This window comes from Flagellimonas meridianipacifica (assembly GCF_003001695.1).
GTDB lineage: Bacteria > Bacteroidota > Bacteroidia > Flavobacteriales > Flavobacteriaceae > Flagellimonas > Flagellimonas meridianipacifica.
In genome coordinates this window covers 2,011,497-2,024,197 of sequence record NZ_PVYX01000001.1, presented here as the reverse complement: position 1 = coordinate 2,024,197, position 12,701 = coordinate 2,011,497, and the positions used below count along the sequence as shown (strand labels likewise).

The window sequence follows — 12,701 nt, the reverse complement described above, 5'->3', positions numbered from 1 at the left end:
TTTCTAAAGACAGAAAGATGATAGCACGTATCTGGAAAGGAAAAACAAGGTTGGAACATGCAAAAACCTATGAAAACTTTATGAATGACAGAGCAGTCCCAGATTACTCAAAAACCAAAGGCTTTATAAAATTGCTTTTTCTGAAAAGGATGGACGAACAGTTTGCCCATTTTGAGTTGATTACTTTTTGGGAGAATCTGGAGGTCATAAAAAACTTTGCAGGTGAAGATTATGAAAAAGCCAAATATTATCCCGAAGACCAAAATTATTTATTGGAGTTTCCTGAAAAAGTGATTCATTTTGAGGTTTTTCAAGGGTTTTAGATTTACTTCTTCAATTCCAGTTTCTCCGCAAAATAGTCGCAAAAGTCCTTCATGGTCGCGGTCATTTTTTCGTCTTGGGTCGCTTTCATAAAAGTATCTGCCATGGTAACCAAAGTTTGATGAAAAAATACCTTCATCTCATCCACGGGCATATCCTTGGTCCACAGGTCAATTTTCAAGGACTCTTGGTTCTTGCTATCCCAAACCGATAGCATCATAGCTTTGGCCTCCTCATTTTCTATCCCCCCATCTTCCGCAGACCAGTTTAGTTCTTCCGGTACCCTGTTCTCGTCTAGACCAACTTTTAATGTGATTTCTGAAGTATGTGTTACGGCCATCTATCTTTTCGGTTTGTAGTTTGAGTTTTTAAATAATTCGTCAGCCGGCATATCCAATAGATCAACCAACTGCACTTTAGGATTTTTTTCCATGTAAGCTCTTACAATCTGCCAGCCCATATATCTACCAAGCCTTCCAGGAGATTCGCTGTCCAGTACTAATTGGAATTTTGAGAAGGGGGCAGGGTCCAAAAACCGTCGGTCCAAACTGGACTCAGTGCTATACAAAAGCTCCCGCTCCACAAAATAGCGCCAAATCCGTTCTTCATTGGCTTGGGCCCATTCTATCTCTTCTTCGGTATAATTTATTTTTTGGGCATCGGTGTTTTCGGGTAAAAGTATATCCTTAAGATATAGTTCCTTACCATAATGGACCATCCTTGAAAGAAATGTTCTGTTCCTCGGAAATTTTAAAACCTTTTTGGTAAAAGCACTTGCTATATCGGAAGCCAGGTATTCTTTATTTAAACCTTGGGCCACATAACGTGGAATGCTTTGATAGAAGCGATGCTCTTGGCCCAGATAATTATCCAATCCCACAAGCAAAAGCGAATCTGTCAGGATGATTCGGTCTTCATAGCGAACATCTGAGATAAGCGTAATTATCTTAGGCGTTTTTGCTTTGGGAAAATAATAGGAAATATGTTTAAATAAAGACTCCAGTTGTCTGGTTTCCTGTTTAAAATCGCCGAAAGCATTGTCAACCTCATCAGACAATTCAATTTGTAGTGTATCCCTAAGCTTAGCCTCCCAAATACTATCAGGAAACTGTGCAGGAAATAAATAAGGGTATCTTGATTTTAAGGTAGGTATATCGTTAGGTTGAGCGGTAGCAAATTCACGGTCAAAGCGATGCACCTCTACATCCAGTTCTATTTGATTTATCTTTTTTTCGGTTTCATCCTCTTTTTTGCATCCTACAACTGACAAAAAAAAGACAAAAATCAAAAAGCCAGATATTTGATATTCAAAGTATTTGGTCAACCCCTTCATTATTATAATGCCAGCGTTTATTTTTACAGGGCACAAAGGTAATTTTTTGAATCTAAAAAGTAAGCTATGAAAACTGAAAAGGTAATTACGCATATTGTAAATTGGTTAAAGGACTATGCCAATAATGCCAACATAAAGGGATTTGTAATTGGGGTTTCTGGAGGAATTGATTCCGCGGTCACATCTACCCTATGCGCAAAAACCGGGTTGGACCTTTTATGTGTAGAAATGCCAATTCATCAAGGGGAAAATCAAGTGACTCGGGCTGACCGCCATATCAATTGGCTAATGGACAATTTTAAAAATGTAAAGCGACAACCGGTAAACCTCACTCCGGTGTTTGATAGTTTGGTGGCTGCCCTGCCCAAAGTGGAAAACGAAGAAGAACGTTTTATGTCTTTGGCCAACACCCGTGCTAGATTAAGGATGACCACTTTGTATTACTTCGCAGCTTTCAAAGGTTACTTAGTAGCAGGGACCGGAAACAAAGTTGAGGACTTCGGAATCGGTTTTTATACCAAGTACGGCGACGGTGGAGTAGATCTAAGCCCAATCGCAGACCTATTAAAGACCGAAGTTTATGAATTGGGAAGTGTACTGGGAGTGAACAAGGATATTATGGAAGCGGCCCCAACAGATGGGCTTTGGGGAGATCATAGAACGGACGAAGACCAGATAGGAGCATCATATCCGGAGTTGGAATGGGCGATGAAAATGGATGACGAAGGGAAAAATGAATCTGATTTTACCGGTAGGGAAAAAGAGGTCTTTGTAATTTATAAAAGGTATAATTCAGCAAATAAACATAAGATGATTCCTATACCTATTTGCGAAATTCCTGATAGCTTGAAATAGCAACTTGTCCGAAAAAACCCAGCTTAAGACGAAAAAAACCCCAGAAATTTTAAGGTTTTAAGAAAAAAATCACACTTTTATGTCATCAATTGGTTAACTTGCCGCCACGCCGTGTAAGTAAATAATTACTAATCAACTTATAATTTCTTAAAACCCAAACCGAATGATAAAAGTATTAATAGCGGACAACCATCCCATAGTTCGTCTTGGCATTAAGCAGGTCATTGAATCTGGCGATGACATGGAAGTCATTGCAGATGTTGCGACCACTGGCGAGCTGTTTGAAGTATTAGAAAAAGTTACCCCTGACGTTGTAATGTTGGAAATGGACATTCCAGAAATCAACGGGATTGCCACCTTGCGCAAAATGAAACAAGAGTTTCCCAATGTTAAGGCATTGATGTACAGTGGACAATCTGAAGATGTATATGCACTTAGCACTATTCGAGCAGGGGCTTTTGGTTATCTTTCCAAAACTGCTGATTTGGATTACATTATCTCTGCAGTAAGAAAGGTAAGTGAAGGAAACATGTTTATCACCAATGAGCTGGCCCAACGACTAGCTTTTGATGAAGGTACCCAAAAACCAAGAAGGTTTTTCAGAAAACTGTCCTCGAGAGAAGTCGAAGTACTCAAGCTATTGGCTAGTGGAAAACGAAACAAGGAAGTTGCTGAAGGTCTAAACCTGAATGAGAAAACCGTAAGTACCTACAAAGCCCGTTTGATGAAAAAATTGAATGTGGACAATCTTGTGGATTTATTACAGCAAGCCAAAGCATTGGAGCTGTACTAAGCATAAACCAATACCAGATTAAAATCCCGGACACCATGTTGTTTCGGGATTTTTTTATGACAACACCCTATTCAACTTGGCGTTCAGTAATTTGTTCAATTGAAGGTAGTTCATGATTTCCTCCAAGGTTTCAGAGTTATCACCAGTATTATCCTCGGTATTTGTCTGTAATTCATTGATTCTGGCCTTAATCAAATTACATCGTAACGTAAGAATGGTTTCACCTACCAACTGGGCTACTCCCCTTTCCTTTTCCTTTGGATAAATGTCTTTTCGTTCCCAGTCATGCAAGGTATATCGTTCTTCTTCCATAAGAATGGAGGATACCTCTCCCACCAGGCCTTGTTCCAGACCTGCAAGAAAGCTATTTATGGTAAACTCTTCCCTTTCGTTCAAATCGCCAATAAGGCGATAATAAATGTTCTTAAACTGTTCGTTGGTCAGCTCAATCTCATCTTCCTGAAGGTCTAAATAGACTTTTTCATACACCTTGGCCTCAACCACTTCTGGTTCCAAAATCAACTCGCCCTCTTCATTTTCCTTTAGCACCAAATCTTCAAATTCCTCCTTCCGATTTCCATATAGCAAGAGCATCTCGATGATTTTCCTTTCCAGTTCATAAAGTACATCCACTTTTTCAACAACCGCATCATGCTTCACCACTTCAAAGGCCTTCTGTTCTTGCTTAACTCTCTTATTGGCCTCTCCTCTTTCTTTTTTATTGATTTGAGCAAGGGTATTGTACAAAACCTCCTCAGAAATCTGCATCATTTTGGCGCACTCCTGAATATAGATTTCCTTTTTTATCTGATCAGGAATCTTACTAATGCTATTGACAATATCTCGAACCGTATCGGCTCTCTTGATAGGGTCATCTGCGGCTTCCTCCGTTAAAATTGATGTCTTGAACTGGATAAAATCTTTGGCATTTTCCTCCAAATACAGAACCACATCCTCATAGGTGTTGTTCTTGGCAAAACTATCAGGGTCCTCTCCTTCTGGGAAAGAACAGACCTTTACATTCATACCTTGTTCCAAAATCAAATCGATTCCTCGGAGTGAAGCTCGAAGCCCAGCAGCATCTCCATCAAAAAGCACGGTAATGTTCTTGGTCAACCTGTTTATTAAGCGAATTTGTTCAGGAGTCAGCGCTGTTCCGCTGGATGCCACCACGTTCTCAATGCCCCGTTGATGCATTTGGATAACGTCGGTATAGCCTTCCACTAAATAGCAGTTATCTTCTTTGGCAATAGCCTGCTTGGCAAAGTAAATACCATACAACACCTTGCTCTTATGGTAAATATCGCTTTCCGGAGAATTAAGATACTTGGCCGCCTTCTTATCATTGGTTAGAATCCGACCTCCAAAACCCAATACCCGTCCACTCATAGAATGGATGGGAAACATGACCCTTCCTTTGAACCTATCAAACTTTCTACTGGTTCCATCCGTTTGCTCCTTTACAATGGTGAGTCCCGTCTTCTCCAAAAACTCCAGCTGATATGATTTTTCCAAAGCTGTTTTGGTAAAGGCTTCCCATTCATCCAAACTATACCCTAATCCAAACTTCTTAATGGTGTTATCGGAAAATCCCCGTTCTTTAAAATAGGTATGGCCTATGGCCTTCCCAGGTTCCGTGTCCCACAGAGTTTCGGAAAAATACTTTTGTGCAAACTCAGAAACCAAATACATGCTTTCGCGCGCGTTGGCCTCTTCTTTTTCTTCATCGGTACGTTCGGTCTCCTCAATCTCAATATTGTACTTTTTAGCCAAATACTTAACGGCCTCGGGATAGGTAAAGTGCTCATGTTCCATCAAAAAAGCAACCACATTGCCCCCTTTACCACTACTAAAATCCTTCCAAATTTGTTTGACAGGGGATACCATGAAACTTGGTGTACGTTCATCACTAAATGGACTGAGGCCCTTAAAATTGGAGCCAGCCTTTTTCAACTGGACGAAATCCCCAATTACCTCTTCAACCCTGGCGGTTTCGTATACTTGGTCTATGGTAGTTTTTGATATCAAATCTGCAGATAAAAATAGCTTTTAAAGGTACACAAAAATCAAAATTATCAGCACCTTTAAAGATTCCCTTGTTCAATTCTTGGACATATCATACAAAGAGATTTACTATCTTAGTTTTTAACCCCGAAGGGCAATTAATAGCGTATGTCCATCTACCAAAAACTTACCAAGGTCGGTTCCAAATTTTTAGGAAAACATATTCTTTTTAAACATGGTTTTAATCTGTCGCCCATGTATCGTAGAAGCACGGGACGAATTGTTACCGTTTCTAAGGATTTGATGGACATTAGCGTTCGCCTTCCCATCAATTATAAAAACAGGAACTATGTCAATTCCATTTTTGGAGGGAGTATGTTCTCCTCGGTTGACCCAATTCCCATGGTTCAATTGATGAATATTCTGGGTGAGAACTATGTAGTTTGGGATAAGTCTGCAGAAATCCTTTTTAAGCGACCTGCCCGCGAAACTCTTTTTGCGGATTTTACATATTCCAAAGATGAAATAGAAAACATCAAGGAACGGGTTGCCTCAGACAATGAGATTACCATTGTAAAAACCACCCAGCTAATGGACAAAGAAAAATCCAAGGTGTTTTGTGAAGTAAAGAAGACCATCTATGTGGCAGACAAAGCCTTTTATAAAAGGAAACGGTCCAAAACAAAAAGTAAGTCCTAACCAATCTTGAGCTATCTTTAAGGTATGATACTTTTCTTTGGCACACGTCCTGGCAAGGCTAGCACTAAGATGCTGCATGGTGTTGCCTGTCCCCATTGTGGGCAGGTGAGTACCTTAACCGCTGTCTCGCAACCTAATTATTTTCATCTTTTTTGGATTCCCTTATTCACAATAAACACATCCAAATACGTTGAATGCTCTCATTGCAAAAGGGTATTCTATAAAGAAGAATTCTCCGCTGAAATGAAGATAGCTTTCAAAGAAATTTGAGCGGAATCAGGAGTTGATTTTCCTAATTCCGCCCAGATTGGCTAACTTGATTATGCTCTTACAAATCAAACCGAAGGCCCAGGGAGATATTGTTTTGTTCCACTAACGCGTCCTTAAAAATGGGGTTCAGATCGTACTTGGCGTAAAGTAAAATTCCGTCAAATCCTATATAACCACTTACACCATAAATTAAATCACTTGTGTTATAGTCACGTTTTAGTTTTTCTTTAATACGCTCTCCATTCAAATTATACTTTAACTTTTGGCGTGTTCCTAAGTTAAAACCTCCATATCCACCTATTCCAATTCGAAATTGATTTTGAAGCGAATAGCGAATACTGTTTTCGGTTTCCCGAACCCTTGAAGGTCCAAACTCTAAATGAACAGGAAAGACCAGATTGTCCATCCTTAGCTTAGCTTTGTCCAATTCAACTTCAAACTCTTCTAGCCTGGTTTGGTCACCATCTTGAACAAAGAACTGATTATCATCCACCTTAAGTCCGTTGAACTGAAATGAGAAGCCATAATGGAATCGTAGGAAATTAGAGTTTCTAAAAACCCTTGTACGCCATTGCCAGCCCATTTCAAAAAAACGACTACCACCTATCCTGTAGGGAGAGTCATCCAAAGACTGACCTTCTATTATCGCATTGTTCAACCCCACCGCAAAGACAAAATCTGAATACGTTCTTCTGTCGTATTTTACTCTTCTCCTCCAGTCTTTTCCCCTGAACAAAAATGCAGGTTTTCCATTGACATCAACCCCTAGACGGACTCCTTTTTCTGAAATGGTATCCAGTTCAAGCAGCACCAAAGTCTTTCCCTCATTCCGTTTCAGGAGTTCAATTTGATTTTGAACAATGGCTACTCTGTTCTCTATATTAAGTGCCCTTTTCCTCGCTGCCTCCTCTTTGAGTTCATTTGCTTTTTCGAAGCTAATGTTTCCACGGTCCAAACGTCTGTTAATGTCCTTAACCTCCAATTTTAAGGCTTCTTTTTCCTGTCTGGTTATTTTTTCCTTTTGTTCCTCTAGCACCTCAATTTTACGCTCATACTTTTTTTGGGCGTTTAGGTTTTGACTTATAATTAAAAGAATTAAAGCTGCTAAATACAGGGTAATGTGTCTCATTTTGATTGATTTTGGAACCTTCGGTTCCTGCCTCCCCAAAAAATGGGGAGGAGAAAACAAAGGCTTTTTGATTGATGATTAATTATTTCTATCCGCCACTGCAGTCTTTACCTTAAGGTAACCTTGTTTGAGTGCTTCAAATATTTGATCTCGAAAAGATTCGTCCAACTCGTCTTCTACTTCAGTCAACAAAGCCATGGCGTCCACTTTTCCTTCTGGATTAAGCAATTTATCCGTCAATATATCCCGTTGTGCGGCTCGTAACAGTGAATCTACCTCAGCATCCGTGATTTCAGCATTGGCCATATCCTCAAGCATTATTACCTGGTTCATTACTTCGTTTACCTTTTTGTTGATAATATCTTCCGAAATGGTAACCGATGAATCTTTTAAGGGAACTTTATTGAACTGTTTATTTTCTTGTATTTCAACTACGACCGGATCAGTTAAGGTTTCTTTTGAAATCTCCTTGTATTTAGATTCCGTTGGGGTTTCTTCTGGAGACTCGGCTACCTCCATTTGCTGCACCTTAAATTCGGGTGATTTCTCTTTTTTCAATTGTTTTTTTGGTACGTTGTCTTCTTCCACAATCGGAATCGCATTTTCATTTGATTCATCATTAAAAAGAAGAATTCCAAACACTAAAAGCAATCCTATAAATCCCGCGGCAATAGCGTACACGTACTTTCTTTTTCTTTTTGGTTTTTGAATTGTAGAAAGTTCCTGGGATATTTTTTCCCAAGCTTTCGCAGAAGGATCTATTTTCCTGGCCTCTAGCTTTTCCTTAATATGTTTTTCAAACTTTTCCATATCCTTTTCATTAATTCCTGCCCGTACTTTTCATCATCCACTTTAAGTTTTCCTGCAACATTTTTCGCGCCTTGAACAATTGTGACTTTGATGTTCCTTCAGAGATTTGCAACATCTCTGCAATCTCATGGTGTTTATACCCCTCTATAGCAAAAAGTAAGAACACCATTTTGTATCCCTCGGGCAATTGGTCTATCTGATTTTGGATGTATTCCACATCAAATGCGCTATACGCTGAATCCAACACTTTTTCTTGATTCTCCAGAACTCCATCATCGTAAACCACAAACTGTCTTTTTCTTAAATAGGAAATACTTTCCCTAACCATGATTTTCCGAATCCACCCTTCAAAACTTCCGCGATACTCAAAACTGTTAAGATTCTTGAACACTTTCACAAAAGCATGAACCATTACATCCTCAGCAAATTGAACATCTTTCACATATTGCCTACAAACACTCAACATTTTTCCCGCATACCTATCATAAAGCATTTGCTGTGCTTTGGAATCACCAGACACTGCCCTTTTTATCCAGGCCTTTTCATTATTGTTTAGCGCTATGATTTTCAAAAGCGGTTTCAAGTTTGTGTTCTATTTAGATAGACGTAATTGGGATGGAAAGCGTTGCCCAACGTTTCATCTTTTTTTGTAAAAAGTTGAAACTATTTGATTATCAATACTTTGTTTTATTACTTTTTCCGGTCAACTACATAATTGACCATCAAGACAAGTGAATCCTTGTATTGGGAATCCGGATATTTATCCAAGAGGGACAAGGCTTGATCTTTAAACTCCAGCATTTTGGCAACCGCGTATTCCAAACCTCCCTTTTCCTTAACGTAGGCGATAACCTCACGCACCCTTTTCTTGTTCTTGTTATGGTTTTTGATAGAGTTTATCAACCACCTTCTTTTTTCCGCATCACTATGATTTAGCGCATAGATGAGGGGCAGGGTCATTTTTTGTTCTTTTATATCTATACCCGTTGGTTTTCCTATTTTTTCTGCACCATAATCAAAGAGGTCGTCTTTTATCTGAAATGCCATTCCACAGAGTTCTCCAAACTTTCTGAAGGTTTCCACATGCTCCGTTTCCGGTTTTACAGAACAGGCCCCCATGCTGCAGCAGGCAGCAATCAATGTGGCCGTTTTTTGGCGAATGATTTCGTAATACACCTCTTCGGTGATATCCAGCAGTCGGGCTTTCTCAATTTGCAGCAGCTCTCCTTCACTCATGTCCCGAACGGCATTGGAGATAATATGAAGAAGGTCGTAGTTTTTATTATCCAAAGCAACCAACACCCCTCTTGAAAAGAGAAAGTCACCCACTAAAACGGCAATTTTATTCTTCCAAAGCGCATTTACGGAAAAGAATCCTCTGCGTTTGTGGCTTTCGTCCACCACATCATCGTGGACCAAACTTGCAGTATGTATAAGTTCTATTATAGAAGCACCGCAATATGTTCTATCGTTTACGGAACCATCATTCAATAATTTGGCGGTAAGGAAAACAAACATCGGTCTCATCTGCTTCCCTTTTCTATTTATAATGTAGTATGTTATTCTATTGAAAAGCGCAACTTTGGAGGACATGGATTCATGAAACTTTTCTTCAAAAAGCTCCATCTCTTTATCGATGGGTTCCTTAATTTGCGAGACAATTTTCATCCAAAGTCAAAGATACGTCAGGATTTTTTTAACTAGCCGTTAGGAGCTAATTATTATTTCTAGCCTTAGCTTTAACAATATCAATCAAAAAATCAGAAAATGAATTACAAAAGTTTCGCTTCCGTATTCCTCGTTCTATTATGTTGTTCCTTGTCTTTCGCACAACAGGTGAAAGTAAATCAAATGGATATTTCCTGGAAGTTTGAAGACAATGCCATAACCTTTACCGCATCGGCTCCGGATGACGGCTGGATTGCTCTTGGTTTCAATAGCAAAAATGACATTGTTGGCAGTAATTTGATTATGGTCAACGTAGTCGACGGAAAGGTGAATACTGAGGATCTCTTTGTTTTGGGGGTTGGAAACCCGAAACCTGTAAATCAATTGGGGTCCCAATCCCAAGTAATGGGTGCAAGCGGTAAAGAATCTTCAGAAAAAACATGGGTAAGCTTTTCCCTCCCCACCAAAGCCTTCGACAAATATCACATGGATTTAAAAAAGGGCGACACCATTTGGCTCATTTGCGCCTATAGCATGGAAGATGAATTTGACCATCATTCGAGAATGCGAAAACATGTGGAGGTTGAACTTTAACTCTCAGGACTTATTGGCCAATTGACCACAGGCAGCGTCAATATCCTTTCCACGGGATTTACGGACCGTGACCGTTATCCCATTTCGCTGAAGGGTATCCTGATACATTTGAAGCGCAGAATCCGAAGCTTGTTGAAACTCCCCGTCATCAATGGGGTTATACTCAATAAGGTTAACCTTGGAAGGAGCAAATTGACAGAATTTCACCAAGGCATCTACATCTTTTTGAGTGTCATTTATGCCCTTCCAAACCACATATTCATAGGTAATTCGGTTTTTGGTTTTGGCATACCAATATTCCAAAGCCTCCCTTAAATCTTTTAATGGAAAGGTGGCATTGAACGGCATAATTGAAGTTCTAATTTCATCTATCGCGGAATGCAGGGAAACTGCCAAATTGAACTTGACCTCCTCATCTGCCATCTTTTTTATCATTTTTGGTACTCCAGATGTGGATACGGTTATTCTTTTAGGGGACATTCCCAAGCCTTCCGGCAAGGTGATTTTGTCTATAGCCTTTAAAACATTGTTATAATTCATTAAGGGTTCCCCCATTCCCATAAAAACAATATTGCTCAAGGGCCTATCAAAGTAAAGCCTACTCTGGTTATCGATGGCCACCACTTGATCATAGATTTCATCAGGATTCAGGTTGCGCATCCTTTTAAGGCGGGCAGTTGCACAAAACCTGCAATCCAAACTACACCCCACTTGACTTGAAACACATGCAGTAGTTCGTGTTTCAGTGGGAATCAAAACGGATTCCACTATAAGCTCATCATGGAGTTTAACCGCATTTTTAATGGTACCATCGGTACTTCTTTGCATCTGGTCAACCTGGATGTGGTTGATCACAAAAGATTCCTCCAACATGCTTCGGGTTTCCTTGGAAATATTGGTCATGGCATCAAAGGAATGGGCGGATTTCTTCCAAAGCCATTCGTACACCTGATTACCACGAAAGGCTTTATCCCCCGAATCCACGAAAAAATTGCGAAGTTGGTCTTTGGTCAATGCCCGTATGTCTTTCTTTTTAACTTCCACAAGGATAAAGATAGCTACAAAAAATCCCGCTGGGAAGTACTTGACTTTCAGCGGGACTTTATTATTGTTTTAATTGATTATATAATCAACATTGCATCTCCGTAGGAGTAGAATCGGTATTGTTCCAATATAGCCTGTTTATAGGCTTTCTTCATCAAATCATGTCCTACGAAAGCCGAAATCATCATCAGAAGTGTTGATTTAGGAAGGTGAAAGTTAGTTACCATACAGTTTGCAATACTAAAATCATATGGAGGGAAAATGAACTTGTTCGTCCAACCTTCAAAGGTATTCAACGTGTGTTCTGACGATACCGCACTCTCCAAACCGCGCATTACAGTGGTTCCCACGGCACACACTTTTTTCTTGTTGCTCTTGGCCCTGTTTACAATTTCAGTCGCCTTTTCATCTATCACCAACTCCTCACTATCCATTTTATGTTTGGATAAATCCTCAACCTCAACTGGATTAAACGTACCCAGCCCTACGTGCAATGTCACTTCTGCAAAATCAACACCTTTAATCTCCAAACGCTTCAATAGGTGTTTGGAAAAATGAAGCCCTGCGGTAGGTGCAGCCACAGCTCCCTCGTGCTTTGCATATATGGTTTGGTAACGCTCTTCGTCCTCTGGCTCTACATCTCTTTTGATATATTTAGGTAGAGGGGTCTCGCCCAACTCGCGAAGCTTTCTTCTAAAATCCGTATAAGATCCGTCGTACAAAAATCTCAAGGTTCTTCCTCGAGAAGTTGTATTGTCGATTACCTCTGCCACCAAACTTTCATCATCTCCAAAATAAAGTTTATTTCCAATTCGTATTTTTCTGGCCGGATCTACCAGAACATCCCATAGGCGCTGCTCTTGATTCAACTCTCTAAGCAAGAATACCTCGATTCGTGCCCCAGTTTTTTCCTTGTTCCCGTAAAGTCTAGCTGGAAAAACCTTGGTGTTGTTCAAGACCATTACATCACCTTCATCAAAGTAATCGATAAGGTCTTTGAACATTTTGTGTTCAATTTTTCCTGTTTCCCTGTGTATTACCATCAATTTGGACTCGTCCCTGTTTTCAGCAGGGTATTCCGCCAATAATTCTTTAGGTAATTCAAAGTTGAAGTTTGATAATTTCATCTAGACTTTTTTAGATTTTTATAAAGGATGGCAAATATACAATCCAGAGATAGG

The 12,701-nt window shown here is 39.7% G+C and carries 15 protein-coding genes; 6 read left to right on the top strand and 9 right to left on the bottom strand.

Annotation, left to right across the window (positions count from 1 at the left end; translation table 11 throughout):
* Nucleotides 1–17 precede the first annotated feature (17 nt).
* A complete protein-coding gene (locus CLV81_RS09295; RefSeq protein ID WP_106144735.1) occupies nt 18–323 on the top strand; it encodes an antibiotic biosynthesis monooxygenase in 306 nt (101 codons plus the stop codon).
* Between the two features lie 2 nt (nt 324–325).
* Here the strand turns inward: CLV81_RS09295 and gldC are convergent, their stop codons facing one another.
* On the bottom strand, nt 326–661 hold the full coding sequence (gldC, locus tag CLV81_RS09290) for a gliding motility protein GldC (RefSeq protein ID WP_106144734.1): 336 nt from the start codon (nt 659–661) through the stop codon (nt 326–328).
* Nucleotides 662–1,654: a gliding motility lipoprotein GldB gene (gene gldB, locus CLV81_RS09285; RefSeq protein ID WP_106144733.1), complete on the bottom strand. Its 993-nt coding sequence runs from the start codon at nt 1,652–1,654 to the stop codon at nt 662–664.
* A 66-nt stretch (nt 1,655–1,720) separates the two neighbouring features.
* Here gldB and nadE point away from each other — a divergent pair, with 66 nt between their 5' ends.
* Together nadE and CLV81_RS09275 are read left to right on the top strand one after the other, a co-directional pair.
* Nucleotides 1,721–2,509 (top strand): NAD(+) synthase, encoded by a 789-nt coding sequence (nadE, locus tag CLV81_RS09280; protein WP_106144732.1) that lies wholly within the window; start codon nt 1,721–1,723, stop codon nt 2,507–2,509.
* 163 nt (nt 2,510–2,672) lie between these two features.
* Complete coding sequence (locus CLV81_RS09275) at nt 2,673–3,302, top strand: response regulator (RefSeq protein WP_106144731.1); 630 nt, start codon at nt 2,673–2,675, stop codon at nt 3,300–3,302.
* A 54-nt stretch (nt 3,303–3,356) separates the two neighbouring features.
* On the opposite strand, the gene dnaG is transcribed toward CLV81_RS09275, so the two are convergent.
* Complete coding sequence (gene dnaG, locus CLV81_RS09270; protein ID WP_106144730.1) at nt 3,357–5,330, bottom strand: DNA primase; 1,974 nt, start codon at nt 5,328–5,330, stop codon at nt 3,357–3,359.
* Between the two features lie 144 nt (nt 5,331–5,474).
* Between dnaG and CLV81_RS09265 the strand changes: the two genes are divergently transcribed.
* A complete protein-coding gene (locus CLV81_RS09265) occupies nt 5,475–6,005 on the top strand; it encodes a DUF4442 domain-containing protein (protein WP_106144729.1) in 531 nt (176 codons plus the stop codon).
* 24 nt (nt 6,006–6,029) lie between these two features.
* The gene (locus CLV81_RS09260; protein WP_106144728.1) at nt 6,030–6,275 is read left to right on the top strand and encodes a zinc-ribbon domain-containing protein; all 246 of its coding nucleotides are present in this window, start codon (nt 6,030–6,032) and stop codon (nt 6,273–6,275) included.
* A gap of 58 nt (nt 6,276–6,333) precedes the next feature.
* Here the strand turns inward: CLV81_RS09260 and CLV81_RS09255 are convergent, their stop codons facing one another.
* From CLV81_RS09255 to CLV81_RS09240, 4 genes are all read right to left on the bottom strand, one after another.
* Nucleotides 6,334–7,404: a porin family protein gene (locus CLV81_RS09255; RefSeq protein WP_106144964.1), complete on the bottom strand. Its 1,071-nt coding sequence runs from the start codon at nt 7,402–7,404 to the stop codon at nt 6,334–6,336.
* A 78-nt stretch (nt 7,405–7,482) separates the two neighbouring features.
* Nucleotides 7,483–8,214, bottom strand: a complete 732-nt coding sequence (locus CLV81_RS09250) for a hypothetical protein (RefSeq protein WP_106144727.1) — start codon at nt 8,212–8,214, stop codon at nt 7,483–7,485.
* A 10-nt stretch (nt 8,215–8,224) separates the two neighbouring features.
* Nucleotides 8,225–8,785, bottom strand: a complete 561-nt coding sequence (locus CLV81_RS09245) for an RNA polymerase sigma factor (RefSeq protein ID WP_106144963.1) — start codon at nt 8,783–8,785, stop codon at nt 8,225–8,227.
* Nucleotides 8,786–8,904: 119 nt separating this feature from the next.
* A complete protein-coding gene (locus CLV81_RS09240; RefSeq protein WP_106144726.1) occupies nt 8,905–9,882 on the bottom strand; it encodes a polyprenyl synthetase family protein in 978 nt (325 codons plus the stop codon).
* A gap of 99 nt (nt 9,883–9,981) precedes the next feature.
* Between CLV81_RS09240 and CLV81_RS09235 the strand changes: the two genes are divergently transcribed.
* The gene (locus CLV81_RS09235) at nt 9,982–10,476 is read left to right on the top strand and encodes a DOMON domain-containing protein (RefSeq protein WP_106144725.1); all 495 of its coding nucleotides are present in this window, start codon (nt 9,982–9,984) and stop codon (nt 10,474–10,476) included.
* Between the two features lie 3 nt (nt 10,477–10,479).
* On the opposite strand, the gene rlmN is transcribed toward CLV81_RS09235, so the two are convergent.
* Complete coding sequence (gene rlmN, locus CLV81_RS09230; protein ID WP_106144724.1) at nt 10,480–11,520, bottom strand: dual-specificity RNA methyltransferase RlmN; 1,041 nt, start codon at nt 11,518–11,520, stop codon at nt 10,480–10,482.
* Nucleotides 11,521–11,597: 77 nt separating this feature from the next.
* Nucleotides 11,598–12,647, bottom strand: coding sequence for a tRNA preQ1(34) S-adenosylmethionine ribosyltransferase-isomerase QueA (gene queA / locus CLV81_RS09225; protein ID WP_106144723.1), 1,050 nt, complete (start codon nt 12,645–12,647; stop codon nt 11,598–11,600).
* Nucleotides 12,648–12,701: the final 54 nt, after the last annotated feature.

Excerpts from the sequence above, each read along its gene's own strand:
- CLV81_RS09235 (WP_106144725.1), top strand. The coding sequence starts at position 9,982 with ATGAATTACAAAAGTTTCGCTTCCGTATTCCTCGTTCTATTATGTTGT.
- CLV81_RS09260 (WP_106144728.1), top strand. The coding sequence starts at position 6,030 with ATGATACTTTTCTTTGGCACACGTCCTGGCAAGGCTAGCACTAAGATG.
- CLV81_RS09255 (WP_106144964.1), bottom strand. The coding sequence starts at position 7,404 with ATGAGACACATTACCCTGTATTTAGCAGCTTTAATTCTTTTAATTATA.
- CLV81_RS09275 (WP_106144731.1), top strand. The coding sequence starts at position 2,673 with ATGATAAAAGTATTAATAGCGGACAACCATCCCATAGTTCGTCTTGGC.
- CLV81_RS09295 (WP_106144735.1), top strand. The coding sequence starts at position 18 with ATGATAGCACGTATCTGGAAAGGAAAAACAAGGTTGGAACATGCAAAA.
- queA (WP_106144723.1), bottom strand. The coding sequence starts at position 12,647 with ATGAAATTATCAAACTTCAACTTTGAATTACCTAAAGAATTATTGGCG.
- gldC (WP_106144734.1), bottom strand. The coding sequence starts at position 661 with ATGGCCGTAACACATACTTCAGAAATCACATTAAAAGTTGGTCTAGAC.
- CLV81_RS09265 (WP_106144729.1), top strand. The coding sequence starts at position 5,475 with ATGTCCATCTACCAAAAACTTACCAAGGTCGGTTCCAAATTTTTAGGA.
- gldB (WP_106144733.1), bottom strand. The coding sequence starts at position 1,654 with ATGAAGGGGTTGACCAAATACTTTGAATATCAAATATCTGGCTTTTTG.
- CLV81_RS09240 (WP_106144726.1), bottom strand. The coding sequence starts at position 9,882 with ATGAAAATTGTCTCGCAAATTAAGGAACCCATCGATAAAGAGATGGAG.
- CLV81_RS09250 (WP_106144727.1), bottom strand. The coding sequence starts at position 8,214 with ATGGAAAAGTTTGAAAAACATATTAAGGAAAAGCTAGAGGCCAGGAAA.
- nadE (WP_106144732.1), top strand. The coding sequence starts at position 1,721 with ATGAAAACTGAAAAGGTAATTACGCATATTGTAAATTGGTTAAAGGAC.